The organism is Tenacibaculum xiamenense, from assembly GCF_964513065.1.
Classification (GTDB): domain Bacteria; phylum Bacteroidota; class Bacteroidia; order Flavobacteriales; family Flavobacteriaceae; genus Polaribacter; species Polaribacter xiamenense.
This window is the reverse complement of the sequence record NZ_CAZEQU010000030.1, coordinates 1-25,464: the sequence shown is the minus strand read 5'-3', so window position 1 is coordinate 25,464 and position 25,464 is coordinate 1. Positions and strand designations below refer to the sequence as shown.

The window sequence follows — 25,464 nt, the reverse complement described above, 5'->3', positions numbered from 1 at the left end:
TTTCATTTTTCACGTCCCAAATTCCATGATTTGCGTTTTTGTCAAAAAATTAGAAAAAGAGTAATATTTGTTAGGTTTATTTTTTAAGAGACTTTGATATTTACTCAAATTTTAACAGGGTTTTTAAATGTTAAAACACCCGTTTTTTGTTACAATACTTTGGCTGATTCGTTTTCGAAGTAAGTAAACTAAATAAAACCAAAGTATGAATCAATTAATCATAGAGACTCAAAATCTGAATTTCTCATATGCTAAGGAGAAAAAGGATATTGAGAATTTAACATTAAAAGTGCCCAAAGGTAGTATCTATGGGTTTCTTGGACCTAATGGATCAGGTAAGAGTACAACAATACGTTTAATTCTTGGACTATTAAAAAAACAAACAGGTGTGGTTTCTTTATTTGGAGAACCTTTCGGTACCGAAAACCGATTAGAGTGTCTTGGTAAAATTGGAGCGCTTATTGAAAATCCATCTTTATATGGACACTTAAATGCAGTTGAGAACTTGAAAATTGCTGGAAATTATAGAGGTGGAGTTTCATCTGATAGAATTGAGGAGGTTCTTGAGATTGTAAAACTAAGTCATGCTAAAAAGAAAAAAGTAAAAGCCTTTTCATTAGGAATGAAACAACGATTAGGTTTAGCTATATCTTTACTAAGTAATCCAGAGCTTGTTATTTTAGACGAGCCTACTAATGGTCTTGATCCTAAAGGGATTATTGAAATGAGGTCTCTGATTAGAGAACTGAATGAAAAGTACGGGACAACTGTTTTTATCTCAAGCCATTTATTGAGTGAGATTGAAAAAACATGTACTCATGTGGGGATAATTCGAAATGGTAAAATGTTGTACCAAGATACAGTTAAGGCCTTAAAACAATCTAAAAGTAAGGAAATTGCAGTTGAATTAGAGGTCGATAAATTTATTGAGGCAATGGTTGTTTTAGAGGGGTTAAAAAAGGAAAATACCTCAAGAGATGAAGATTTTATTCAAATTGAAGTTGAAAGTAAGAATGAGATAACTTGGATCATCGATGCTCTAAGAGAAAAGAGTATTCAGGTGTTTCAGGTACGCATTCAAAATAATTTGGAGGATCTATTTTTATCATTAACTGAAAACTAAAAAACATGACTGCAATTACATTTTATATATCAAATACCAAAAACGAATTAATTAAGTTAAAACGAACCTTTGCATTTTGGTTGGCGGTTATCAGTGGAATTATGATTCCTTTGTTATTTTTTATAGTATACCTTGTCAAATATGAGAAATTGATTCCGGCAGAAGGAGTAAGCCCATGGAATAAGTTCATGCTTGACCAGATTAGAAATTCCATTCCTTTTTTGGTGCCAATGTTTATTGTTTTAATAACCAGCTTAATTATTCAAGTGGAGCATAAGGCAACAGGTATAAAGCATTTGTTCGCCTTGCCAATACCAAAATGGAGTGTTTACTATAGTAAATTATTTGTAGTGCTAAGTTCAATAATCGCATCATATATTTACTTTTTTATAGCAATTTTAATTTTTGGTTCTTTATTGGGAGTGTTGAGACCTGAGTTAAATTTTTTAGAGTTTCAACCGGAATACTTTAAGTATATTAAAATGCTTTCTCTTTCATTTGTTGCTTCATTGGGAATAGTTGGATTGCAATTTTGGTTGAGCTTCCGATTTAAGAACTTTATTGTGCCTTTGGCTGTTGGGATGATCATGGTAATTATTGGTTTAATTGCGTCAAGAGCACCTGAAGCAATTTATTTTCCTTATGCTTATAATATCCTTTCTATTTCACAAGGAAGTAATGGACCTCAAACTTTTGGAGTTTCCACAGTACTTGTGTATAGTGTTGTTTTCTTTTTGATAACGAGCGTAGCGGGTTATTTGGATATTAGAAGGCTTAATGTAAAATAATGAAAAATAAAAACTTCAATGAAAATTACTTTCGTTGAAGTTTTGAAATTAGCAATTGTACTTTAAATATAGTGAATGCTATTGGTTCTTTTTACCCAGTAGTTCGATTTTTGAAAGCCATGCTTTTCTATACTCATCTTTAGATAGGCGTAAAGAGCCGATTGTAGTAAATTTTACGGGCTTTATTCCAACAAAAGAGCATGTAAGATTTTTAATTGAGGAATGACTAGGACATTTATTAATGAATTTATAATACCATGCTGGTTGATCAAGAGTAGATATAACTCTAGCAGACTTTTTGGTTAAAAATTTATCCCACCAAACAGAACCTTCCCTTTTCTGAAAGGCAAAGCCAGGTAAAAAAGTACGATCAATAAATCCTTTCATAATAGCTGGGTATGATCCCCACCAAACGGGATAAATCCATACGATATGAGAGGCCCACATTATTTTTTTCTGCGCTTCAATCAGGTCTGGTTCTAATTTTGTTCTTTGTCTATAGCCAAATGTTAAATTAGGATCAAATTGGAGTTCTCGAATAATAATTTCTTTCAATTCAGCCTTTGATTGCTGTACTCCTTTTTTGTATGCGTTATGGATACCGAAACAAAAGCTCTCCTTGTCTGGATGACCGTTTATGATGAGTATTTTTCTATCCGACATATTTCACTATGATTATTATAAAGAAAACAAGATGATGTTAGTTTTTGTCAAAATAAAGATAGTAAGCATAAAAATTGATTTCATTGATAATTGTCAAGAAATTAAAGTGGAAGGGGTGCAGAGGGGAGGTAGTTGTTTTGGTTAAGATTTACCTCTCATTCTGCTTAACGTTTCTGGAGTCATTCCTAAGAATGATGCAATATACTTGGAAGGCACACGAAGAAAAAGATGAGGTTTTTTAGATAACAAAGTTTGATAACGTTCTTTTGCAGAATGGAGTTGAAGGTCATCAACCCGTTCTACTAATTCAACAAATAGTTGTTGCATAAATAACCGCCCAAATCGTTCAAACTTCGGCTCGGTTTTAAAAATTTTTTCTAATTCATTTATGCTTATAGCAAAAGCATCTACTTCTTCAATAGATTCAATATTATACTTGCTCTTTTTTTGCTGAAACAAACTGTCAACTGCAGTAATGCTTTGTTGTTCAGCGGCGAAGTGTACTGTTATGTCTTTTTATCTTTTATATAGTAGACTCTGGCTATTCCAGATACAATAATGTAAAAGTGATTGCAAATTTTTCCAGCTTTATGCATTGTATGGTTTTTTGGAAACTGTTTGTATTCCATTATATTTTGAATCGCACTGTAAAAATCAGGGTCTCCGAAAATACTACTATCAACAAGTGAAAATGGAGTTTCCATATTATAACTTCAAAAGTTCATCGATGAATTCACGCTTGTTTGATAAACGAGGAACTTTGTGTTGACCACCCAATTTCCCTTTTGTTTTTAACCAATCATAAAACAACCCATTTCGTGCCTGGTGTACTTTTGGCATTGCAAGAGTCATGTTGTTATATCGTTTAGCTTCGTAATCTGAATTACAGTTTTTCAAATGATTGTCTAACATTTCAGTAAAGAAATTCAGGTTGTCAGGAGCTTTTTCAAATTCTATAATCCATTCATGAGCACCTTGGGCATTTCCATTCATAAAAACAGGACCTACTGTATAATCTTTTACCGTGGCATTAGTTTTCATACAGGCAGCCTTTAAACTTTCTTCGGCGTTTTCAATGATTAATTCTTCACCAAATACATTGATATGATGTTTGGTTCGTCCAGTGACTTTAATTCTATATGGATCTGTTGAAGTAAACTTAATAGTGTCTCCTATCAAATAGCGCCACAAACCACCATTAGTTGATATAACCACAGCATAATTTATATCCTTTTGAACCTCTGCTAACGGAATTGCTTTTGAATTCTCTCCATCGTATTGATCCATTGGGATGAATTCATAAAAAATGCCATAATCAAGCATCAGTAAAAGTTCATCAGATTCATTTCTATCTTGAATTCCAAAGAAGCCTTCCGACGCATTATAGGTTTCATAGTATCTAAAATCTTCTTTTGGAATCAGTTTTTTATATTGTTCACGGTAAGGATTGAAGTTTACGCCTCCATGAAAATAAACCTCTAGATTAGGCCAAACTTCAAGGATGTTACTTTTCCCTGTTTTTTCCAAAACCCTATTCAATAAAACAAGCATCCATGAAGGAACCCCCACTAAACTTGTAATATTTTCATTGATGGTTTCATCTATGATAGCTTCCATTTTGGTTTCCCATTCACTCATCAAAGCCACTTCTTGTTTTGGGGCTGAGCTAAAATCAGCCCAGAAAGGCATATTCTCGATAATTATAGCAGACAAGTCTCCGAAATAGGAGTTGTTATCTTCGTAAACCGCAGAGCTTCCACCCAAACGGAGCCCTTTACCCGTAAATAATTGAGCGTCTTCATTATTATTTATGTACAAGCAAAGCATATCTTTACCAGCCTTGAAGTGACAATTTTCGATTGCTTCGTCGCTTACGGGAATAAACTTACTTTTTGCATTTGTCGTTCCACTTGACTTAGCGAACCAACGAATTTGGGTTGGCCAGAATATATTTTGTTCCCCTTTTCTACAACGTTCAATCAAAGGCTCAATACTTTCATATTTTCTAATAGGAACCTTATTGGCAAAATCGGTGTAGGATTTTAATGATGAAAAATTATGTAACTTACCGTATTCGGTGTTTTTTGCAGAGTTTAACAATTTCAACAATACTTCATTTTGAACATCAATAGGATATTTTAAGAAGAGTTCAACTTGATGTTTTCGTTTTTTTAAAAACCAAGAAATGATTGAATTTATAAACGTAAACGCCATAATATTTTTTAAGTTTGTAGTTTGTTGTTACTGTTTATCGCTAATAACAGCTTTTTCCAGTTTAGGTTAAAACAAGGAAAATAATTTCAGCTAAAAGTAATAAAATTTAGGTTATGCAATATCAAGGAGTATTAAAAAAAATGGCAACGGAAAATTTAGATTCTGTACAGTATTATTTGGACATGAAATCTGATTTTTTACATATGAATCAATTGATTAATAAAACAATATCATTAAGCTTCGTTGGTTATGAATGTTTAAATTGTGGTTCAACGGAGCCAATTTATCGTCAAGGGTTTTGTAAAAGCTGTTTTTTTGAGTCTCCAAGAGTTGCCGATTGGATTCTTAGACCTGAATTAAGTAAGGCCCATTTAAATGAAGAGGATAGAGATTTGGCGTATGAAAAAGAAATGCAATTACAACCACATATTGTGTATTTAGCAAACTCTAGTAATGTGAAAGTTGGAGTAACGAGAAAGAGTCAAGTTCCAACGAGATGGATTGATCAAGGCGCTCATGAAGCTGTTGAAATTGTAGAAGTTCCAAATAGGTACTTGGCAGGAATTACAGAAGTTGCACTTAAAGAGCATGTAGCTGATAAAACCAATTGGAGAAAAATGTTAAAAAACGATATTGAAGATGTTGATTTGAACGATTGGAAAGATAAATTAAAGCCATTTATTCCAGAGGAGACAAAGGAGTATTTTATAGAAACGAATAAAGAAACCAATATCAGTTTTCCTGTTGAAAAGTATCCAGTAAAACCTAAGAGTTTAAATATTGTAAAGCAAGAGGCTTATGAAGGTAAACTTGTCGGGGTAAAAGGACAGTATTTAATTTTTGAAGATGAAACCGTATTTAATATCCGATCTAATGAAGGGTTGGCACTAAATATTGAAGTGAAGAAATAATAAGAAGATATCATAATAAAAAAAAGCATCGATACTATCGATGCTTTTTTATTTGGAGGTTGTTTTCTTAAGATAACCCTGATATTTTTCCATTATTATCTATTTCCATTCCTTCAGAAGCAGGTGTCGATGGCAAACCTGGCATACGCATCATTTTTCCTAAAATTGGAATAATAAACTGCGCTCCGGCGGCAATTTCTATTTCACGTACCGTTACTATGAAGTTTTCAGGTCTTCCGATTAGGCTTTCATTGTCAGAAAAAGATTTTTGTGTTTTTGCCATACAAATAGCAAAATCATTAAATCCTAATCGTTCAATTCTTCGAAGATTTAATTGAGCCTTTTTACTATATTCCACAGAAGTAGCACCATAAACTTCCTTAGCTATTGTTTCAATTTTTTCTTTTACTGGACTATTCCAGTCGTAAAGAGGTTTGTATTGTGAAGCTTTGTTTTCAATAACGTCAACCACTGCTGTGGCTAAATTCTTGGTGCCTTCACCTCCTTTAGCCCATCCTTCAGATACTACAGCTTGAACACCTAAATTAGCACATGCCTTAATAACGAAATCAACTTCTTCCTGAGAATCAGAAATAAATGAGTTAATCGCTACAACTGGTTCAATATTAAACTTTCGGATATTTTCAATATGCTTTTCTAAGTTTTTAAAACCGTTTTGAACACGTTCCAAACTTGGAGTGTTGTATTCATCTTTTGGAGATCCTCCATGATGACGTAAAGCTCTAACTGTAGCAACTAAAACGACACATTTTGGATTCAACCCAGCATAAGCTGATTTAATATTTAAGAATTTTTCAGCCCCTAAATCGGCACCAAAACCAGCTTCTGTAACTACATAGTTAGATAAAGATAATCCCATTTTAGTAGCAAAAATAGTGTTGGTTCCTTGTGCAATATTGGCAAAAGGTCCACCATGAATAATTGCAGGGTTTTCTTCTAGTGTTTGTACAAGATTTGGTTTAATGGCATCCTTTAGTAAGATTGCCATAGCATCTTGAGCTTTTAAGTCACGAGCAAAAATTGGTTTTTTATCAAATGTAAATCCAATAAAAATATTTCCTAGACGTTCTTTTAAATCATCAAAACTAGTAGCCATACATAAAATAGCCATTACTTCTGACGCAGGAGTAATGTTGAATCCATCTTCTCTTGGAATACCGTTCGCAGTTCCTCCCAAACCAATGGTGATTTGGCGCAATGCACGATCATTCATATCGATAACACGTTTCCAAAGAATGGTTCTTGGATCAATATTTAGGTTGTTTGTTTTACTTTGAAGATTATTGTCAATTAATGCAGACAATAAGTTATTGGCTTTTTCAATTGCATTAAAATCTCCTGTAAAATGTAAGTTGATATCTTCCATAGGAACCACCTGAGAGTATCCTCCTCCAGCGGCTCCACCTTTGATTCCAAAAACAGGTCCTAATGATGGTTCACGTAGTACAACAGTAGCTTGTTTCCCTATTTTATTTAGCCCTTCTGTCAAGCCGATTGAAACAGTTGTTTTTCCTTCCCCGGCAGGTGTTGGAGTCAAGGCAGTTACTAGAACTAAGTTGTTGTTTTTAATGTTATCCTCATTAATTAAATTCAGAGGTAATTTGGCTTTATATTTACCATACATCTCTAAATCATCTTCTTCAACGTTTAATTTCTTAGCAATGTGTTTAATATGTTGAAGTTCTTTGGCTTGTGCAATTTCTATGTCGGTTAAGTGCACAGTTTCAGTACTTGATGTTTGCGCCATTATTTTACAATTTGTTAAGTTGTTTATTTATATGTTGTTTAGTCAAAAATATAAGGTAAATATACATATATAATAAGAACTTATAATGTTTCACACTTTATCCTTTTTTGTTAAAATCTACAAAACGCAATAATTCTTTATTAGGATTCATAAAGTCATGGTGATATCTATGAATTAGTAGATTGGTGATTTATCAAAGTTTACTTTTTATGCAGTCTGTTTGAGAAGCAATATTAAAGAGAAATCCTTGTGTTTAATGAAAGTTTGTTAATAATCAAAGGGGGCTTTATATAAATATGCTAAAAGAATTGGCAATTCTTTTTTTGAAATACTATATTTGCACGTTTAAAAAAAGTCGATTTAAATTAATTAAAAATGCAAAACAAAGGTCTAATTAAATTATTTGCTGTCCTTTTCGGACTAGTGAGTGCCTATCAGTTGTCATTTACTTTTTTTGCCAATAAGGTGGAAAAGAGCGCTAAAGAGTACGCTAAGAGTAATGTTACTGACAATAATGGTAGAGAATTAGCTAGATTCGAAAGAAGGTATCTAGATAGTGTAGCAAATAAGGAAGTAGTAAATTTAGGAATTGCCAAATTCACTTATGATGATATCAGAGACAAGGAAATGAACCTTGGTCTTGATTTAAAAGGTGGTATTAATGCAATTTTACAGGTATCTGTAAAAGATATCTTAATCGGATTGTCTAATAATTCTCAAAATAAAGTGTTTAAAGACGCTTTAGCAAAAGCAGATGAGGCTCAAAAAGATAGCCAAGACAATTATTTAGACTTATTTTACGATTCATTCGTAGAAATAAGTAATGGTAGTGTTAAATTAAGTGATCCAAGTATTTTTGGAGCTACCAAATCATTACGTGATAAAATAAACTTCAATAAAACAAACGAGCAGGTTAAATCGACTTTACAAGAAGAAATCAATTCTTCAATAAACACTGCATTTGAAGTATTACGTAGTCGTATTGATAAGTTTGGTGTTGTTCAACCAAATATTCAACGTATTGGAACATCTGGTAGAATTCAAGTTGAATTACCAGGAGCAAAAGATATTGAGCGTGTACAAAAGTTATTACAAAGTACTGCTGAATTACAGTTTTGGGAAGTATTTACCAATGCTGAAGTAATTCCATTTTTTCAATCAGCTAACATCAAGGCTATTGAATTATTAAAAGGAGAAACAGAAGAAGCTGTTGAGAAAGTTCAGGATACCACAAAAAGTGAAGATAGTATTGATGATTTATTAGGAGATGCTAAGGATTCAACAAAAGTTGAGAATCAAAAATCATTATTTACGTATTTAAGTCCTACTTTTCAGCAAGTAAGTCCTACTTTAGGTTATGCTAAATTACAAGATACAGCAAAAGTTAATAGTTTATTAGGCAATAAAGAAATAAGAGCTTTATTACCTAAAAACTTAAGATATGCTAAGTTTTTATGGGACTATAAGTCATTTACTCCAAAAAGAACGGAGCAAAACAAAGATCAGGAGCTAACTCCTATCATTGCATTGTATGCCGTAAAGTCAAACAGAAATGATGTGGCGCCTATTGAAGGTGATGTAATTGCTGATGCAAAACAAGACTTCCACCCGACAAAAGCGAATATGCCAGTTGTTAATATGCAAATGAATGGTGTTGGTACTAAGTTATGGGCAAAAATGACTTCGGAAAATGCTGGGAAGTTTGTGGCTGTTGTATTAGATGATTATGTATATACAGCACCTTCGGTAAACGAACAAATTCCAACGGGGAACACGCAGATTTCTGGTGGTAGTATGACGATTAATGAGGCTAAAGATATCGCTACAGTATTAAAAGCAGGTAAATTACCAGCTCCAGCAAGAATGATTGAAGCAGAGGTAGTAGGGCCGTCATTAGGGCAAGAGTCTATCAACGCAAGTATTTGGTCATTTGGATTAGCTATTTTATTAGTTTTAGTATGGATGATTTTATACTATGGTAAAGCAGGGGCTTATGCGAATATCGCTTTATTGGTAAACATCTTATTTATCTTCGGAATTTTAGCTTCGTTTAATTCTGTATTAACATTACCTGGTATCGCTGGTATCATCTTAACAATTGGTATGTCGGTTGATGCGAACGTAATTATCTTCGAAAGAATTAAAGAAGGACTAAATGGTGGTAAAGGATTAGGTGTTTCTGTAGATGAAGGATTCTCTATTAAAGGAGCGTTATCTGCAATTATCGATGCAAATATTACTACTTTATTAACAGGTATTATTTTATATGCTTTCGGAACTGGTCCTATTAAAGGTTTCGCACTTACGTTAATGATTGGTATCGCAACATCATTATTTACAGCAGTATTTATTACTCGTTTATTAATTGATAGATCAGTTGCAAAAGGAACTGACTTAACGTTCAACACTAACATCTCGAAAAACTGGTTTAAGAACATCAGCGTTGAGTTCTTAAAGAAGCGTAAGTTAGCGTATATCGTTTCTGGAACTTTAATTGTTATCGGTTTAGCTTCAATGTTAACATTAGGATTAAAGCAAGGAGTAGATTTCAAAGGTGGTCGTTCATACGTAGTTCGTTTTGATAAGCCAATGAAAGCGAATGAAGTAGCAAATAACTTAAAAGAAGTATTTGGAACTGCACCAGAGGTTAAAACTTACGGAGCTGACAACCAATTAAAAATCACTACTGTTTTCAAAATTGATGATAAGGGTAAAGAGGTTGATGAACAAGTTCAAAGTGCATTATACAAAGGACTACAGCCTTATTTGGAAGGTGTTTCTTATGAAAACTTTAAACCAGGTTTTGAAAAAGTAAACAATGGTGGAGGTATTATGAGTTATATGAAAGTAGATCCAACTATTGCGGATGATATAAAGCAAGCTGCATTATGGGCTGTATTAGGTTCGTTAATTGTAGTATTCTTATACATCTTGTTACGTTTTAGAAAAATGGCATTTTCTATTGGTGCGGTTGTGGCAGTATTCCACGATGTATTAGTAGTATTAGGTGTTTTCTCTATTTTCTACAAAATTATGCCATTCGATATGGAAATCGGACAATCATTCATTGCAGCAATTCTGACCGTAGTTGGTTACTCGCTGAATGATACCGTGGTAATTTTCGATAGAATTAGAGAGTACGCAAACAATAGTAATTCACTTACAGCAAACTTAGTTGATAAAGCCTTAAGTAGTACTTTAGGTAGAACAATTAATACATCTTTAACAACATTATTAGTAATGTTAGCTATATTCTTCTTTGGAGGAGATAGTATTAAAGGATTTATGTTTGCCCTTATTGTAGGGGTAGTTGTAGGTACTTACTCATCTTTATTCGTGGCAACGCCGATTATGTTCGATGTGGCCAAAAGAAAGAAAAAAGAATAAATTATAATACGATTATAATAAAACCGTTTTGAATAGAGTTCAAAACGGTTTTTTCATTTAATATCAAGCAACTATCTTTGCAGTCAGATGAAAATTACAAGAATTCACGATTTATATTTTAAAGAGTTCGTTTCAAAAAACGAAATTTCTCGTATAGTTAAAGATTTAGCCGTACAGGTTAAAAACGATTTGCCAGAAAATGAGGTGCCACTTTTTATTGGAATATTAAATGGGTGCTTTGTTTTTGCAGCGGATTTTGTAAGAGTTTATAAAGGTGATTGTGAAATTTCATTTGTTAAACTAGCATCTTATGAAGGAACTAGTAGTACTGATAAAGTGAAAAAATTGATTGGTGTTAATGAAGATCTTGAAGGGAGAACAGTAGTCATTTTAGAGGACGTAATTGATACAGGAAACACACTTCAAGAGATCTATGAAATATTCAAATCTAAAAACTTAAAAGAACTTAAAATAGCAACACTTTTCTTTAAGCCAGATGTCTATAGAAAAGAACTTCCAATAAATTATGTAGGAAAAAGTATTCCAGATAGTTTTATTGTAGGTTACGGATTAGATTACAATGGTTATGGAAGAAATTTGCCAGCTGTTTATCAATTAACAACACAACCAAAAATGAAAAATATTGTATTATTTGGCCCTCCTGGTGCCGGTAAAGGAACACAAGCTACTATTTTAAAAGAAAAGTACAATCTAGTGCATATCTCTACTGGAGATGTATTTCGTTATAACATTAAAAACGAAACAGAATTAGGTGTTTTAGCTAAAAAATATATTGATGCTGGTGAGTTAGTTCCAGACGAGGTAACGATTAGCATGTTAAAAGATGAAGTTGAGAAGAACGTAGGTGTTGATGGATTCATTTTTGATGGATTTCCAAGAACAGAATCACAAGCTATTGCATTGGAAGAGTTTTTAGCTGAAAAGGGAGAAGGAATTAACGGAATGGTAGCTTTAGAGGTTCATGAAGATTTATTAGTTGAAAGAATCCTTGAAAGAGGAAAAACTAGTGGAAGATCTGATGACACTGATGAAGAGAAAATCAGAAACCGTTTTAACGAATACAATACAAAAACAGCTGTTTTAAAAGATTTTTACGATGAGAAAGGTAATTATCACGGAGTAGATGGTGTTGGAAGTATTGAAGATATTACTGAACGACTATCGGAAATATTTGATAAGTTATAAAATTTGAAAAGGTACTTATTAAAGTACCTTTTTTAATGAAGTATAGTAATGTAAATCTGCGGTTTTAACCAAAATATATTTGATCAATTCTGTGGTTGTCATACTACGATTAAAAAACAAAAAACAATGACTGAAGGAAATTTTGTCGATTACATAAAAATCTATGCGTCTTCTGGAAAAGGAGGTAGAGGTTCTATGCATTTGCACAGAGAAAAGTTTGTGGCTAAAGGTGGTCCTGACGGAGGTGATGGTGGAAGAGGTGGACATGTAATTGTTCGCGGTGATAAAAACATGTGGACACTTTTCCATTTAAAATTCAAGCGTCATTTTAGAGCGGAACATGGTGGAGATGGAGGAAGTAGTAGAAGCACGGGAAGTGATGGTGCTGATATTATAATTCCAGTACCGTTAGGAACTATATTTAGAGATGCAGATACCGATCAAGTGTTATTTGAGGTAACCGAAGATGGTGAAGATGTAATTTTACTTGAAGGAGGAAAAGGAGGAAAAGGAAATTGGCATTTTAAGTCGCCAACGAATCAAACTCCACGATATGCTCAGCCGGGATTAGAAGGTCAAGAAGGATGGTATAGAATAGAATTGAAAGTATTAGCTGATGTTGGTCTTGTTGGGTTTCCTAATGCAGGTAAATCAACATTATTGTCTGTTATTACAGCGGCGAAGCCTAAAATTGCTGATTATGCTTTTACTACATTAAAACCAAATTTGGGAATTGTAGAATACAGAAATCATCAAAGTTTTGTAATGGCTGATATTCCTGGAATTATTGAAGGAGCTTCAGAAGGGAAGGGGCTTGGTCATTATTTCTTGCGTCATATTGAGAGAAATTCAGTGTTACTGTTTTTAGTAGCTGCAGATAGCGATGATATTAAAAAAGAGTATGAAATTCTATTAAATGAATTACGAAAGCACAATCCTGAGTTGTTGGATAAACAACGTTTATTGGCAATTTCTAAAAGTGACATGCTGGATGAAGAATTGAAAGAAGAAATATCACAAGATTTACCCGAGGGAGTTGATTCTGTATTTATATCATCAGTAGCACAACAAGGTTTAATGGAGCTCAAAGATAAAGTTTGGAAAATGTTAAATTAAAATAATAATAAATAAAATATTGATAATAAAAGAGTTACTAAATGATGTGACTCTTTTTTTATTTAACTTGTATTTTCTGGCATGGAGTTTGGTTTTAAGAGTGAAACCAAAACTACTTATAAAATGAAAACTATATTACAAGCTATTACTAGAATCACTTTCTTAATTTTCTTATCAATTTTTTATATCTCTTGTAGTGATTCATCTGAAGAAATGAAGGAGGAACCTCAAGCCGAGCCGCAAGGAATGACTATTTCGTTTGAACTCAATAATGAGCCAATAACTATAGATTTTAAATATCCTAGTTCAGGTGGTATAGGTACTAGTACACATGGTATTGACGGTTTACCCGATGCAGCAGTTCTAGGTCAATTTTATCGTACTTACTCAAATGAAAAGTATGAGCTTAAATTGTCGTTTTCACAGAAGTTTTCTCAAAGCGGTGTGTCAAGACAAGAGATGAAAGAGGAGATCTTTTCAAAAGATCTATATTGGATGAGATATACAGATCCAACGGTAGCTGCTTTAGAGAATGATTTACCAATGTATACAGGTTTTTTAATTGAGATTACGGATAAAAAGAACAATAAAACCTACACAAGTAAAGTGTTACCTAGTTTAATCACTAATGATGCCGATAGCCAATATGAATACAATAGATATAAATCAAACACTTGGTTCAGCTTTAAAAGATATGAAGATGTAGAGGTTCAATTGTACAATATGAAAACTCGAAGATCATATATAGAAGCAGCTTTTGAATGTAAATTAATTGATTACAAAATAGATCAATATTCTGATGAAGTAACAGTGAATGATCTGCTAAAACTAACAAATGGTAAAATACTTGGATTATTTTAAAAGCTCCCTGATATAATCTTAATGAAAAGCTACTGAGAAGTAGCTTTTTTTATTCTATCTAGTTAATAACTCTTTTTGCTTTAACAAAAGAAGTTGCCCAATAATTTTCTTGAAGTGAGTTTGTAATTACTCCTTTTTTAGTGGTTGAATGGATAAAGTAAATGTCAGGTTTGGCTATTTCTGTAACAAGTCCTACATGGTTGATATTTCCTTCTAATCTTTCAATATTGAAAAAAAGTAAATCACCGGGTTTTATGTTTTTCCAAGAAACAGCGTTGCCAAAATCACTCATTTCCGCTGATGACCTCGGTAGTTTAATATCTATTTCTTTAAAGGATGTTTGAACTAATCCGGAACAGTCCATGCCTGATTTTGTTGTTCCTCCAGCTCTGTAAGGAGTATTTAAAAATGAGTTGGCAAAACCAATTACTTTTTCTGTTTTTGATAATTTAATGGTTACAGGTACGACAGGAGAAGTATCATTAGCCTTAACATAACAATAAATGATAAAACTTGATAAACTTATAAATAAGAAGAGTTGTTGTTTCATTAGGGGAAACTGTTGATTACGAGTCTTAAAGTTAATAAAACTACATTAATAATTTGTAGGCGAAACAGAAAATTACTTATGTTATCAATTAAATAAAACGTATAAATTATTATTCAACACTCAACACTCAACACTCAACACTCAACACTCAACACTCAACACTCAACACTCAACACTCAACACTCAACATTAATTAATAACTCGTTTTGCTTTAATAAAAGCTCTTTTCCAATATTTTTCTCTTAAGTAACTTACCAGAACTCCTTTTGAACTGGTTGAATGAATAAATTGAATATTTCCTCTTTTAGCGGAAGTAACTAAACCAACATGATTGACATTTCTACCTCTTCTAGCAGTATTAAAAAATAATAAATCACCTCTTTTAACTTTGTTAAGTGGTATTGGATAGCCTTCAGAATACATTAACCTCGAAGTACGAGGTAAATTAATATTTCTTTTTTTAAATGAAACATAAATCAATCCTGAACAGTCCATGCCATTTTCATTCATCCCTCCATATCGATAAGGAATTCCTTTATATGAAACAGCTGTCCAAACAACTTTATCAGCAAGTGTGGGTTTATCTGAAGTAGATGTTTTAACAGTTTTCTTTTTATTTGTTTGTTGAGTTACTTTTTGAGAGGAACCACAAGAATAAAGAAAAAGTGAAAATAGTAATAGGCTAAGTAATTTTTTTATCATAGAGGTAGTTCAATAGTTTCTAGAAAATATCTTTTAGATTGTATTAAATTAAAGAATGTGCGATATGATACAGCAAATACTTTTTCAAATAAAAGACAAGACTAAGATACTAAGACTCGTTTTAAATTGAGTGTAAGATATTCTTAAATTTTAACAAAAGATAGTGATCGCCATCTACTTGATAAAAATATTATTCCTTGATACCTTCAACGATTAACCTTGCGGTTTTGTCTGAAGCTCCTTTTCCGCCTAAAAGCTGTTCTAAATCGTAATACTCAGAAAATAAGGTTTCTCTATGTTCAGGGTTTAAAATTAGCGCTAGCTCTTTTTTTAAGTTTTCAGTAGTAAAGTCATTCTGAATTAATTCAGTAACAACTTTTTTATCCATAATCAAGTTTACAAGAGAAATATATTTTAAAGTAATAATTCGCTTTGCTATTTGATAAGACAAGTTGCTTCCTTTATAACAAACAACTTGTGGTACTTTAAATAGAGCAGTTTCTAGAGTAGCTGTTCCTGAAGTAACCAAGGCAGCATACGATATACTTAAAAGATCATATGTTCTGTTGGAAACAAATGAAATGTTTTTTCCTTCGATAAACGGTTTATAAAAATCGAAGGTTTGACTTGGAGCACCTGCAACTACAAATTGATAACCATCAAAGTTTTCAACAAGAGATAACATTACCGATAACATTTTGGTAATTTCTTGTTTACGGCTTCCAGGAAGCAACGCAATAATTGGTTTTTCACCTAATGAAAATTCGTTTCTAAATTGACTTTCATCTATCTGTTTTCTTCCATCAATACCATCTATTAATGGATGTCCAACAAACTCAACATCATAGTCATACTTTTTATAAAAATCCTTTTCAAAAGGAAGTATAACAAACATCTTGTCGATATCCCTTTTAATGGCTTTTACTCTGCTCGCTCTACTTGCCCAAACTTGAGGAGATATATAATAGTTAGTTTTAAAGCCTTTTTGTTTTGCCCATTTGGCAACCCTCAAATTAAAACCAGAATTATCAATAAAAATGATAACGTCAGGATTAAATTCAGCAATATCTTTCTTGCAAAAAGAAATAAACCCTAAGATTTTTCTGAGGTTCATAATTACTTCAGCAAATCCCATGAAGGCTCTTTCTTTGTAGTGTAGCACTAATTCTCCTCCTATTTTCTGCATAAGATCACCACCCCAAAATCGTATATCAGCATTTTCATCCTGTTTTAATAACGATTTCATTAGATTGGCCCCATGTAAATCTCCTGAAGCTTCTCCTGCAAGTATATAGTATTTCACGTAGTTAAGTTGTTTTGAGAGCTATATGAATTTTAAAATAAACGTAAGTAGAGCTATAAAAATAGTTCCGATTAAAACACCTCTAGCTCTATAATCCTGCTTCTTTTTTAAGAAAACAAAAAACACAAATAAATTTGGAATAGCAGCTAAAGCCAAGGCAGTACCTAAAACACCACCTTCTTTAATTTGCTCGAAAGTTGTAGCTAAGTCAGACTTTGAGATATACTGTAGATAGATGAAAAAACCACAGGCTGTAGCAAAAAGAGATATTAAAACTCCAATGCTAATTTCTTTTCTTATAAATCCCATGTATTCAGTTTTTGAATTGCATGATGAGCTGTCATATCAAACTGAACTGGAACTACAGAAATATATCCATTTTCTAAAGCCCAAATATCAGTATCTTGCCCTTTATCTTTATTAATAAACTCACCAGTTAACCAATAATATTCCTTTCCGTAGGGACTCTTTCTTTTATCAAAGTTTTCCTTCCAATAACCATTTGCTTGCCTACAAACACGAATTCCCTTGATCTCATTTTCTTTTAATTTTGGAATGTTTACGTTCAAAACAACACCTTCAGGTAACCCATTTAAAATTACGTTTAAGGTGATTTGTTCGATAAACTTTTTGGCAGCTCTAAAATTCGCATGCCAATCAAAGTCAAGTAAAGAAAAACCGATGGCTGGAATTCCCTCAATTCCCGCTTCTACAGCAGCACTCATAGTACCAGAGTAGATTACATTAATTGATGAGTTTGAACCATGATTAATTCCAGAAACGCATAAATCTGGAGTTCTGTTTAATATTTCGTTCTTCGCCATTTTTACACAGTCGGCAGGTGTTCCTGAGCAACTATACTCAATTTGAGGTCCTTCATCAATGGTTATCGGATTACAATGAAGAACGTTATTAACTGTAATAGCATGTCCCATTCCACTTTGAGGGCTATCTGGGGCTACAACAACAACATCTCCAATTTTATTCATTATTTCAATCAACATTCTTATACCAGGAGCGGTAATACCGTCGTCATTGGTAACTAAAATTAAAGGTCTGTCCTCCATATAAAATCAAGTTTTACAACAAAAGTACATGAATTTTTTTATTGAACTCGTTTAATCGGGTTGATTTAAAATATCTGGAAAAATAAAAACGTAGCCTACCATTTGAATCTAATCTTCGAAGCTAGTTTAATTTAACAAATCAAGTTAACTGAAATGATGCTATTGTGCTTTTGATTTTTAACATTTCATAAGGACAAGAATCCGTAATTATTGCGTAAAATTGTCGTAATCAACTAAAAGAAAATCATGGTACGAGTAATAATTTATGTCTTAGTATCCATTTTTTTGGCAATCTTTTCAAAGGTTTCTGCTCAAAGTAACAAGCAAAGTTTTTGTGATACAAAGGAGTACACCCAATTCGATTTTTGGATAGGAAACTGGAAGGTATATAATGAAGAAGGATCTTTACTAGGTACAAATAAAGTGGTGAAAATGACAAATGCTTGTGCTATTCAAGAAAATTGGGAATCCAAAAACTCTAATAGTAAAGGAACAAGTTACAATTACTTTAACAACAAAGATAATTCTTGGAATCAAATTTGGATTGATAATAAAGGAGGAATATTGAGATTAAAAGGGAAATTTGAAAAAGGAATGATGGTCTTACAAAGTGATTTAACCAAAGGGGAAAAAGGAGTTTATAGGGATAAAATAACCTGGGTAAAACAAGCAAATGGCTCGGTTATTCAAGATTGGGTTCGAGTAGATGAAAAAGGAAAAGAAACTAAAAAGTTGTTTAAAGGAATTTATAAAAAATAACAGAGTTAGCAAAAGTGGCATTATTTTAGTAGCTTAGCCATGATATATAGTATCACTTACCAAAAAACGATAGACGATTTATGAAGACGAAATTTATCATTCCATTTTTTATTTCAGCATTATTATTTGCAAATACTTTAAGTGCAAATGAGAAACGTAACATAACGGAAGATCCCGAAAAGGATCGAATAATTGTTTATGTGTTAAAAAACATATTAAGCAGATATCATTATGTTCAAAAAGGGTTAGATGATGATTTTTCCGAACATGTGTATAATGAATTTATTGACGCATTAGATCCTAGTAAGCGTTATTTTACACAAGAAGATATTTTGGAGTTCTCCAAATATAAATTTTTAATTGATGATCAATTAAGAAACACAAATATTGACTTTTATAAATTAGTATATGGTCGATTTTTAGAAAAACTAGAAGACGCTAAATCTATATATCAGTCGATGTTAAAAGAGTCTTTCAATTACAGTAAGAAAGAAGAAATTAATGTTGATTATGAAAAAATGCCTTTTGCCAAAAACAATGCACAATTATTAGATTACTGGAGAAAACAGTTAAAATTGTCTGTGATAAGTAGAGTTGAGCAAGCAGAAGGTAACCAAGAAGATAAGGCTAAAAAAGATAGTGCGTTTAAAAAGAAGAGTTTTACAGAGTTAGAAAAAGAAGCGAGAGAAAAGGTGTTGGAAAACATGAATGAGCTTTATGAAAGAATTGATGAACTTGAGAATTCAGATTGGTACTCTTCTTTCTTAAATAGTATTGTGAGTGGCTTTGATCCACATACTACCTATATGTCACCTAGAGTGAAAAGTAGATTCGATCAAGATATGTCGGGTAAGCTGGAAGGAATCGGAGCTAGACTTCAAAAAAAGGGAATGTACACGCATGTTATAGAATTGATTTCTGGAGGACCAGCATGGAAGCAAGGAGATTTAGAGTCAGGTGATATTATTTTAAAAGTGGCGCAAGGAGAAGAAGAACCACTTGATATTGTGGGGATGCGTTTGGATGATGCCATTAAATTTATCAAAGGGAAAAAAGGAACAGAAGTAAAACTTACCGTTAAAAAAATAGATGGATCGCAACATGTAATTTCAATTATTCGTGATGTAGTTGAATTAGAAGAAACTTTTGTGAAATCAAGTATTGTTGAGAAAAACGGGAAGAAATATGGAATTATAAATTTGCCTAAATTTTATATCGATTTTAGCGATCTGAATAGAAGAGATGCTGCTAAAGACATGGAAAAAGAGATAGAAAGATTGAAAACTGAAGGTGTTTCTGGCTTGGTGGTTGATTTAAGAGATAATGGTGGAGGGTCGTTAAAAACGGCTATTGAAATTGGAGGGTTATTTATAGATAAAGGACCTATTGTTCAGGTAAAATATAGAGGAGAAGACCCAATGGTGAAAAATGATATCGACGATAAAATTCAATGGACAGGACCTTTAGTTGTAATGGTAAATGAATTCTCTGCATCTGCTTCAGAAATTTTTGCAGCAGCTATGCAAGATTATAAACGTGGAGTTATTATAGGAGGAAAGCAAACTTATGGGAAAGGAACCGTTCAAAATATTTTACCTATAAACCGTTTTTATGAGCAATATCCAAGTGATTTAGGTTCTTTGAAAATGACAATTCAGAAGTTTTATAGAATAAATGGAGGTTCAACTCAAAAAGAAGGAGTTTATTCAGATATTGCTTTACCTTCAAGATATAGTTATATGGAGTTTGGAGAGCGTGATTTAGAAGGAGCGTTGCCTTGGGATAAGGTGAAGCAAGCAAATTATAAAGCGAAAAACTCTTATAGTAATTTTGGAGATGTTGTTTATAACTCTCAACAAAGAGTGATGAACGATCAAAAGTTTCAAAAGATTAATGAGTATGCGAAATGGTTGAAAAGAAATCAAGACGATAATGTACTTTCTTTAAACTATAATAACTTTAAAGAAGAAAGTTTAAAACGAGAAAATGAAGGAAAAAAGTTTAGAGAAGTTTTTAAGTTCGATTCTAACTTAACCTTTAACTCACCAAAATATGAGTACGAGCTATTTAAAAAAGATACTGTTTTAAAAGATAAACGAGTGGCATGGCATAAAAATTTAAAAAAAGATATTTATATGAATGAAGCATTGAATGTTCTAAGTGAATTAAAAATGAACAAAGAACTATCAATAGTAAAGCATTAAAAAAAAGAGTCTCAATTTTGAGACTCTTTTTTGTTTATTAGTGGTTTCGAAAATCCTTTCCAGTAGGGAGCTCAAAAATTTCTAAATCAAAATAAGGAACGCTTGCAAAAATATGATCAAAGATATCGGCCATTATACGTTCGTAATTTGCCCAAACTTTATTCGTACTAAAAGCATATATTTCAAGAGGAATTCCATTCGGAGTTGGAGCGAGTTGTCGAGTCATAAAAAGAAGTTCTTGGTTTATTTGAGGATGCTGTTTCAAATATTCATCAAGATATTTTCTAAATAATCCAAAGTTTGTCAAATTTCTTCCATTTATTAATACAGACTTGTCAACCTTATTCGTTTTGTTGTATTCTGATATTTCTTGTGTAATATTCTCTATATAAGATTTCAGTAATTCAATTCTTTCAAATGATTTTATATCGTCAATAAACTTGATCGAATTAGCCTTAATTAAAATAGAGCGTTTAATTCTTCTTCCTCCAGAATTACTCATCGCTCTCCAGTTTTTAAAAGAATCTGAAATCAATGAGTATGTAGGAATACTTGTTATCGTATTGTCAAAATTCTTAACAATAACAGAAGCCAAATTAATTTCTATAACATTACCGTCTGCAGAATACTTTTCCATAGTAATCCAGTCATTTAAACGAACCGTGTCATTAACAGTTATCTGAATACTTGCTACAAAACCAAGTATAGTATCTTTAAATATCAGTAATAATATTGCTGAGAAAGTACCTAAAGCCGTTAGAAATTTGTATAAAGATTTATTGGTGAGTAATGAAAATGCGATAATCACGCCAATCATCCATAGTATTACCATAAAAATCTGAACATAACTTTCCAATGGTTTATCCTTAAAAGATGGAAGTTCTCTTAAAAAATCTTTTATAGTTAAAAGTATACTTCTAATAAACCAAATAATAAAGAATGTAATTACAACTGATACAACTCTGTCTAAATATTTATAGGTAATTGGAAATTCTTCTAAAAGAATATGTAATGAAGAGTTAAAGAGCAGTAGCATTACAATCCTTGCTACGTTCAAGAAAACTCGATTTTTAATTAATAAATCATCAAATGAAGTTTTCGTTTTATATGCTATTTTGCTTAAATACTTTCTTCCCAAAAATCTGAGTATTCGGAATAGAGCATATCCGAATGCAAGAATAATTAATAAGTTAGATGCTAAATTCAGATAAATAGAAACTTCATGAGGAAGATGAAGATTGTCTTTGAAAATATGGTAGAAAAACTTTGTTGTCATTTGCCTTTTTTAGGAATCAAAATTAGGAATTTCTTCACCAGGTTTTAAGTTAAACTTTCTTCTGAAAAAATAAACTGTAACATATAATAAAGGAGTGTCAAAAGCGGCAACAATAATCTTAAATAAAACGCCACTTATTAGCAGTCCCCAAAATTTATTCCATTCAACAATATCAAACATACATAACAAAACTAGTACAGTTAAGGTATCAATGAATTGAGATGAAAAGGTTGAGAAATTGTTGCGTAACCATAAATGCTTTCCATTGGTAAAAGATTTCCAGAAATGGTAAACACGAATATCTACAAATTGGGCAAACAAATATGCTAGCATGGAAGCCAACACAGCCAGAGGAGCTGCCCCAAAAACATGTGTAAATGTAGCATCATTTACCTGAGACCATTCTGTAGCGGGAGCATGTTTTGATATATATATAATTCCTAAAGAAAAGAAAGAAGCAAAAATTCCTGCAATAACCATTTGATTCGCTTTGGCTTTACCATAAACCTCTGATATAATATCAGTAATTAAAAAAGTAATTGGGTAAGGAAGTAATCCAACGGAAACTTCAAAAAGCTTGGTGTCAAAAACCGTTATATCAAATGGATACCAATAAAAGAATTTTTGAAATATTAAGTTTGATGTTACTAAAGAAGCAATAAATAAAGAGGCTAGAATTAAATAAATTAAAAGAGCCTGTGATTTCTGTTGTGTAGTCATAAAACGAAGATAGTAATTTTAAAAATTGTATGTTTGCAGGAAACAAACAATAGCAATTAAAAATAGAATCGATATGTTGAATAATTATTCTTTAAGAAGAGGAAGTAATTGAAATCAGCATTAGATATTTACAACTTACCATACATAAAATAATAAAGACAAACAGATGAAAGCATATATATTTCCGGGGCAAGGAGCACAGTTTACTGGAATGGGATTAGATTTATATGAAAAATCTCCAATCGCTCAAGAATTATTTGAAAAGGCGAATGATATTTTAGGGTTTAGCATTACCGATATTATGTTTGAAGGAACAGCTGATGAGCTAAAGCAAACGAAGGTTACGCAGCCTGCTATATTTTTACACTCTGTTATTTTGGCAAAAGTACTTGGTGATGATTTTAAACCTGAAATGGTTGCTGGACACTCATTAGGAGAATTATCAGCATTGGTAGCAAATGGAGTTTTATCATTTGAAGATGGGTTGAAGTTAGTTTCTAAAAGAGCTTTAGCAATGCAAAAGGCTTGTGAAATTCAACCATCAACAATGGCAGCAGTTCTTGGTCTTGAAGACGAAGTTGTTGAAACGGTTTGTGAAGAAATTGAAGGAGTAGTAGTTGCAGCAAACTATAACTGCCCTGGTCAATTAGTAATTTCAGGAGAAATAGAATCTATCGAGAAAGCTTGTGAAATTCTAAAAGAAAAAGGAGCAAGAAGAGCACTTGTTTTACCGGTAGGAGGAGCATTCCATTCACCTATGATGGAGCCAGCAAGAGAGGAGTTAGCAAAAGCGATTGAAGAAACTCAATTCAATGAGCCTACTTGTCCTGTATATCAGAATGTAGTTGCAAAGGCAGTTACAAACCCACAAGAAATAAAAGAAAATCTAATATCTCAATTAACTGCACCTGTAAAATGGACTCAATGTGTTCAAGCTATGATAGCTGATGGAGGAACAGAGTTTGTTGAAGTTGGTCCAGGAAAGGTATTGGTTGGATTAATGCGTAAAATTGACAGAGGGGTTACAGCTTCTTCAGCTCAATTTGAATAAATAAATGATTTATACGAAATAAAAGAAACTCTACTAATGAAAATTGGTAGAGTTTTTTTATGGAAAAAAGATGGTTTGGAAGAGTGTAAAAACAAACAACGTTAAATAAAGGTATTTTATCGATACTTACCCTTGCAATCGTAGAATTGATAGCTTCATATTCATTACTATTTATTTTATTCCAAGATAATGCGACATTTTCTGTCTTAATATGATTTGGAGATTTTTAAAGGATGCGGGGAAATTAGAGGCCTTTGAGATAAAAAATAATAGCATCGTATTATCTTTACTTGGTCCGGGGGTATATATTTACTCTTTATTAATTTATCATTTTAATCCGAGTTTGGTGGAAGTACCATATGCTCGAGAGTTTTTTACTATTCTTTTTTTAGGAGTGGGATTATCGCCTATGATTAAGAACAAATTTGTTCTTGAGTATTACGGACTGCTTACATTTCTAACAATGTTTGTTTTTGAGCATTATCTGATTTATATGATGGCTCTGAATAATTTTTCGTTAGATTATTTATTAGGTGCCTACATCGCTACCTTTGGAGGTGTTTTAATGCTTAGTAATAGGTGGCTGATAGTGTTATTTAGTACATTTCAGTTATTACATATGGCCTACCAGGTAGAAACAAACAATGTTGATCTAGTTACGGAAGGGGCGATCTTAATTTCTATTACAACCATATTTGTCTTTTCTTTTATTATACTCAACGGAGCAATGCAATATAGAAAAGGACTTGAGCAGGTCAATTCTCAATTGGAATCTAAAATAAAAGAACGAACGAAGGATCTTGAGAAAAGAGCGAAAGAGTTATATGAGCGTAATAAGGATTTGGAAGAATTCGCTTATGTAGTGTCTCACGATTTAAAAAGACCCCTGCGTAATATTCATACTTTGGCGGAGTGGGTAACCTCCAAGGAACTTCTAGAAGAAAACTGTGTTGAAGAAGATTCGGAGATGCACGAGAATCTTTTTATTATAAAGGAGCAGGTAACACAAATGGATATGCTTATTAATGGTATTCTAAATTACTCACTGCAAATGGAGAAAGAGAAAGGAATGAATAAGGTGAATGTCGATTCTTTAGTGAGAAGAATAATTATGGTGAATAGTTCGGAGAACTGTACTATTGAAATAAAGAATAAATTACCGGAAGTGTATTTTAACGAGTCTCAGTTATTGCAGGTTTTTCAGAATTTGATCCAAAATGCGATTAAGCATAACGATAAAGATAATGTACATATTGATATAGATGTAAAGGAAGGAGTAAATGACTATGTTTTTTCGATTTCAGATAATGGTCCAGGAATAGAGGAGAAGTACCATCAGAAGATATTTCAGTTATTCCAGAAGTTAGAATTGCAAGCACATGTGGATTCTATAGGTATTGGATTGGCTTTGGTAAAGAAAATTATCGAGCGCAATGACGGAAAAGTATGGTTAGAAAGTAAAAAAGGCGAAGGAACTACGTTCTTTTTTATGGTTGCTAAGCCTTAAAATTATAAAAATACAATATTGCAAGCTCCGTTAATAACTAATTAACGGAGCTTTTTTATATCTATAATTACTGAATTCAATAAGGTATTATAATGGTAAGCGATATTACGGAGTTATCGCATTAAAAAAGTCTTAAAAAAGTTGATATTATAACCCATTGAAAATTAGCTTGTTTTTAGGTTGGGTTAAATGAGTTTTAAAAAAAGCTTAAAAAAAGTGTTGTTGGAATAAAAAATGGTTGTATGTTTGCAGCCGCTAACACGGAAACACAGACACAGCGTTAGCAAG

The 25,464-nt window shown here is 32.3% G+C and carries 22 protein-coding genes; 11 read left to right on the top strand and 11 right to left on the bottom strand.

Going from position 1 to position 25,464, the window contains the following annotated elements; translation table 11 throughout:
- Positions 1-205: 205 nt before the first annotated feature.
- Complete coding sequence (locus ACKTTV_RS10175; RefSeq protein WP_408030737.1) at positions 206-1,123, top strand: ABC transporter ATP-binding protein; 918 nt, start codon at positions 206-208, stop codon at positions 1,121-1,123.
- Between the two features lie 5 nt (positions 1,124-1,128).
- Positions 1,129-1,911 carry an ABC transporter permease gene (locus ACKTTV_RS10170; protein WP_408030736.1) on the top strand — a complete coding sequence of 261 codons (783 nt, stop codon included), beginning with the start codon at positions 1,129-1,131 and terminating at the stop codon, positions 1,909-1,911.
- 78 nt (positions 1,912-1,989) lie between these two features.
- On the opposite strand, the gene ACKTTV_RS10165 is transcribed toward ACKTTV_RS10170, so the two are convergent.
- The 3 genes from ACKTTV_RS10165 to ACKTTV_RS10155 form a co-directional block, all read right to left on the bottom strand.
- Complete coding sequence (locus ACKTTV_RS10165; RefSeq protein ID WP_408030735.1) at positions 1,990-2,574, bottom strand: NAD(P)H-dependent oxidoreductase; 585 nt, start codon at positions 2,572-2,574, stop codon at positions 1,990-1,992.
- Positions 2,575-2,715: 141 nt separating this feature from the next.
- Positions 2,716-3,033 (bottom strand): Crp/Fnr family transcriptional regulator, encoded by a 318-nt coding sequence (locus ACKTTV_RS10160; protein ID WP_408030734.1) that lies wholly within the window; start codon positions 3,031-3,033, stop codon positions 2,716-2,718.
- A gap of 246 nt (positions 3,034-3,279) precedes the next feature.
- Positions 3,280-4,788, bottom strand: a complete 1,509-nt coding sequence (locus ACKTTV_RS10155) for a GH3 auxin-responsive promoter family protein (RefSeq protein ID WP_408030733.1) — start codon at positions 4,786-4,788, stop codon at positions 3,280-3,282.
- A 113-nt stretch (positions 4,789-4,901) separates the two neighbouring features.
- Here ACKTTV_RS10155 and ACKTTV_RS10150 point away from each other — a divergent pair, with 113 nt between their 5' ends.
- Positions 4,902-5,699: a DUF2797 domain-containing protein gene (locus tag ACKTTV_RS10150; RefSeq protein WP_408030732.1), complete on the top strand. Its 798-nt coding sequence runs from the start codon at positions 4,902-4,904 to the stop codon at positions 5,697-5,699.
- Between the two features lie 67 nt (positions 5,700-5,766).
- Here the strand turns inward: ACKTTV_RS10150 and ACKTTV_RS10145 are convergent, their stop codons facing one another.
- Complete coding sequence (locus ACKTTV_RS10145; RefSeq protein ID WP_408030731.1) at positions 5,767-7,467, bottom strand: formate--tetrahydrofolate ligase; 1,701 nt, start codon at positions 7,465-7,467, stop codon at positions 5,767-5,769.
- 375 nt (positions 7,468-7,842) lie between these two features.
- Here ACKTTV_RS10145 and secDF point away from each other — a divergent pair, with 375 nt between their 5' ends.
- The 4 genes from secDF (at position 7,843) to ACKTTV_RS10125 (ending at position 14,037) form a co-directional block, all read left to right on the top strand.
- On the top strand, positions 7,843-10,854 hold the full coding sequence (secDF, locus tag ACKTTV_RS10140; RefSeq protein ID WP_408030730.1) for a protein translocase subunit SecDF: 3,012 nt from the start codon (positions 7,843-7,845) through the stop codon (positions 10,852-10,854).
- Between the two features lie 87 nt (positions 10,855-10,941).
- Positions 10,942-12,060 carry an adenylate kinase gene (locus tag ACKTTV_RS10135; protein WP_408030729.1) on the top strand — a complete coding sequence of 373 codons (1,119 nt, stop codon included), beginning with the start codon at positions 10,942-10,944 and terminating at the stop codon, positions 12,058-12,060.
- Positions 12,061-12,186: 126 nt separating this feature from the next.
- Positions 12,187-13,176 carry a GTPase ObgE gene (gene obgE, locus ACKTTV_RS10130; RefSeq protein WP_408030728.1) on the top strand — a complete coding sequence of 330 codons (990 nt, stop codon included), beginning with the start codon at positions 12,187-12,189 and terminating at the stop codon, positions 13,174-13,176.
- A gap of 123 nt (positions 13,177-13,299) precedes the next feature.
- Positions 13,300-14,037 carry a hypothetical protein gene (locus tag ACKTTV_RS10125; RefSeq protein WP_408030727.1) on the top strand — a complete coding sequence of 246 codons (738 nt, stop codon included), beginning with the start codon at positions 13,300-13,302 and terminating at the stop codon, positions 14,035-14,037.
- A gap of 58 nt (positions 14,038-14,095) precedes the next feature.
- On the opposite strand, the gene ACKTTV_RS10120 is transcribed toward ACKTTV_RS10125, so the two are convergent.
- From ACKTTV_RS10120 to surE, 5 genes are all read right to left on the bottom strand, one after another.
- A complete protein-coding gene (locus ACKTTV_RS10120) occupies positions 14,096-14,587 on the bottom strand; it encodes a C40 family peptidase (protein ID WP_408030726.1) in 492 nt (163 codons plus the stop codon).
- A gap of 189 nt (positions 14,588-14,776) precedes the next feature.
- Positions 14,777-15,289 carry a C40 family peptidase gene (locus ACKTTV_RS10115; protein ID WP_408030725.1) on the bottom strand — a complete coding sequence of 171 codons (513 nt, stop codon included), beginning with the start codon at positions 15,287-15,289 and terminating at the stop codon, positions 14,777-14,779.
- Between the two features lie 190 nt (positions 15,290-15,479).
- Positions 15,480-16,592 (bottom strand): lipid-A-disaccharide synthase, encoded by a 1,113-nt coding sequence (lpxB, locus tag ACKTTV_RS10110; protein ID WP_408030724.1) that lies wholly within the window; start codon positions 16,590-16,592, stop codon positions 15,480-15,482.
- A 21-nt stretch (positions 16,593-16,613) separates the two neighbouring features.
- Entirely contained in the window at positions 16,614-16,901 is a 288-nt protein-coding gene (locus tag ACKTTV_RS10105; RefSeq protein ID WP_408030723.1) for a hypothetical protein, read from the bottom strand.
- The gene (surE, locus tag ACKTTV_RS10100; RefSeq protein ID WP_408030722.1) at positions 16,889-17,659 is read right to left on the bottom strand and encodes a 5'/3'-nucleotidase SurE; all 771 of its coding nucleotides are present in this window, start codon (positions 17,657-17,659) and stop codon (positions 16,889-16,891) included. Before surE ends, ACKTTV_RS10105 begins: the two co-directional genes overlap by 13 nt.
- Before the next feature lie 246 nt (positions 17,660-17,905).
- Between surE and ACKTTV_RS10095 the strand changes: the two genes are divergently transcribed.
- Both ACKTTV_RS10095 and ACKTTV_RS10090 read left to right on the top strand, forming a co-directional pair.
- Positions 17,906-18,418 carry a hypothetical protein gene (locus ACKTTV_RS10095; protein WP_408030721.1) on the top strand — a complete coding sequence of 171 codons (513 nt, stop codon included), beginning with the start codon at positions 17,906-17,908 and terminating at the stop codon, positions 18,416-18,418.
- Between the two features lie 80 nt (positions 18,419-18,498).
- A complete protein-coding gene (locus ACKTTV_RS10090) occupies positions 18,499-20,622 on the top strand; it encodes a carboxy terminal-processing peptidase (protein ID WP_408030720.1) in 2,124 nt (707 codons plus the stop codon).
- A 37-nt stretch (positions 20,623-20,659) separates the two neighbouring features.
- Here the strand turns inward: ACKTTV_RS10090 and ACKTTV_RS10085 are convergent, their stop codons facing one another.
- Both ACKTTV_RS10085 and ACKTTV_RS10080 read right to left on the bottom strand, forming a co-directional pair.
- Positions 20,660-21,898: a mechanosensitive ion channel family protein gene (locus ACKTTV_RS10085; RefSeq protein ID WP_408030719.1), complete on the bottom strand. Its 1,239-nt coding sequence runs from the start codon at positions 21,896-21,898 to the stop codon at positions 20,660-20,662.
- 9 nt (positions 21,899-21,907) lie between these two features.
- Entirely contained in the window at positions 21,908-22,618 is a 711-nt protein-coding gene (locus tag ACKTTV_RS10080; RefSeq protein WP_408030718.1) for a queuosine precursor transporter, read from the bottom strand.
- A gap of 166 nt (positions 22,619-22,784) precedes the next feature.
- Between ACKTTV_RS10080 and fabD the strand changes: the two genes are divergently transcribed.
- On the top strand, positions 22,785-23,669 hold the full coding sequence (fabD, locus tag ACKTTV_RS10075; protein ID WP_408030717.1) for an ACP S-malonyltransferase: 885 nt from the start codon (positions 22,785-22,787) through the stop codon (positions 23,667-23,669).
- A gap of 211 nt (positions 23,670-23,880) precedes the next feature.
- Positions 23,881-25,176 carry a sensor histidine kinase gene (locus tag ACKTTV_RS10070; protein WP_408030716.1) on the top strand — a complete coding sequence of 432 codons (1,296 nt, stop codon included), beginning with the start codon at positions 23,881-23,883 and terminating at the stop codon, positions 25,174-25,176.
- Positions 25,177-25,464: the final 288 nt, after the last annotated feature.

Excerpts from the sequence above, each read along its gene's own strand:
- fabD (WP_408030717.1), top strand. The coding sequence starts at position 22,785 with ATGAAAGCATATATATTTCCGGGGCAAGGAGCACAGTTTACTGGAATG.
- ACKTTV_RS10120 (WP_408030726.1), bottom strand. The coding sequence starts at position 14,587 with ATGAAACAACAACTCTTCTTATTTATAAGTTTATCAAGTTTTATCATT.
- ACKTTV_RS10145 (WP_408030731.1), bottom strand. The coding sequence starts at position 7,467 with ATGGCGCAAACATCAAGTACTGAAACTGTGCACTTAACCGACATAGAA.
- ACKTTV_RS10080 (WP_408030718.1), bottom strand. The coding sequence starts at position 22,618 with ATGACTACACAACAGAAATCACAGGCTCTTTTAATTTATTTAATTCTA.
- ACKTTV_RS10150 (WP_408030732.1), top strand. The coding sequence starts at position 4,902 with ATGCAATATCAAGGAGTATTAAAAAAAATGGCAACGGAAAATTTAGAT.
- ACKTTV_RS10090 (WP_408030720.1), top strand. The coding sequence starts at position 18,499 with ATGAAGACGAAATTTATCATTCCATTTTTTATTTCAGCATTATTATTT.
- ACKTTV_RS10095 (WP_408030721.1), top strand. The coding sequence starts at position 17,906 with ATGGTACGAGTAATAATTTATGTCTTAGTATCCATTTTTTTGGCAATC.
- ACKTTV_RS10115 (WP_408030725.1), bottom strand. The coding sequence starts at position 15,289 with ATGATAAAAAAATTACTTAGCCTATTACTATTTTCACTTTTTCTTTAT.
- ACKTTV_RS10070 (WP_408030716.1), top strand. The coding sequence starts at position 23,881 with ATGATTTGGAGATTTTTAAAGGATGCGGGGAAATTAGAGGCCTTTGAG.
- ACKTTV_RS10155 (WP_408030733.1), bottom strand. The coding sequence starts at position 4,788 with ATGGCGTTTACGTTTATAAATTCAATCATTTCTTGGTTTTTAAAAAAA.
- ACKTTV_RS10085 (WP_408030719.1), bottom strand. The coding sequence starts at position 21,898 with ATGACAACAAAGTTTTTCTACCATATTTTCAAAGACAATCTTCATCTT.
- ACKTTV_RS10170 (WP_408030736.1), top strand. The coding sequence starts at position 1,129 with ATGACTGCAATTACATTTTATATATCAAATACCAAAAACGAATTAATT.
- surE (WP_408030722.1), bottom strand. The coding sequence starts at position 17,659 with ATGGAGGACAGACCTTTAATTTTAGTTACCAATGACGACGGTATTACC.
- ACKTTV_RS10135 (WP_408030729.1), top strand. The coding sequence starts at position 10,942 with ATGAAAATTACAAGAATTCACGATTTATATTTTAAAGAGTTCGTTTCA.
- ACKTTV_RS10175 (WP_408030737.1), top strand. The coding sequence starts at position 206 with ATGAATCAATTAATCATAGAGACTCAAAATCTGAATTTCTCATATGCT.
- ACKTTV_RS10125 (WP_408030727.1), top strand. The coding sequence starts at position 13,300 with ATGAAAACTATATTACAAGCTATTACTAGAATCACTTTCTTAATTTTC.
- secDF (WP_408030730.1), top strand. The coding sequence starts at position 7,843 with ATGCAAAACAAAGGTCTAATTAAATTATTTGCTGTCCTTTTCGGACTA.
- ACKTTV_RS10105 (WP_408030723.1), bottom strand. The coding sequence starts at position 16,901 with ATGGGATTTATAAGAAAAGAAATTAGCATTGGAGTTTTAATATCTCTT.
- ACKTTV_RS10165 (WP_408030735.1), bottom strand. The coding sequence starts at position 2,574 with ATGTCGGATAGAAAAATACTCATCATAAACGGTCATCCAGACAAGGAG.
- obgE (WP_408030728.1), top strand. The coding sequence starts at position 12,187 with ATGACTGAAGGAAATTTTGTCGATTACATAAAAATCTATGCGTCTTCT.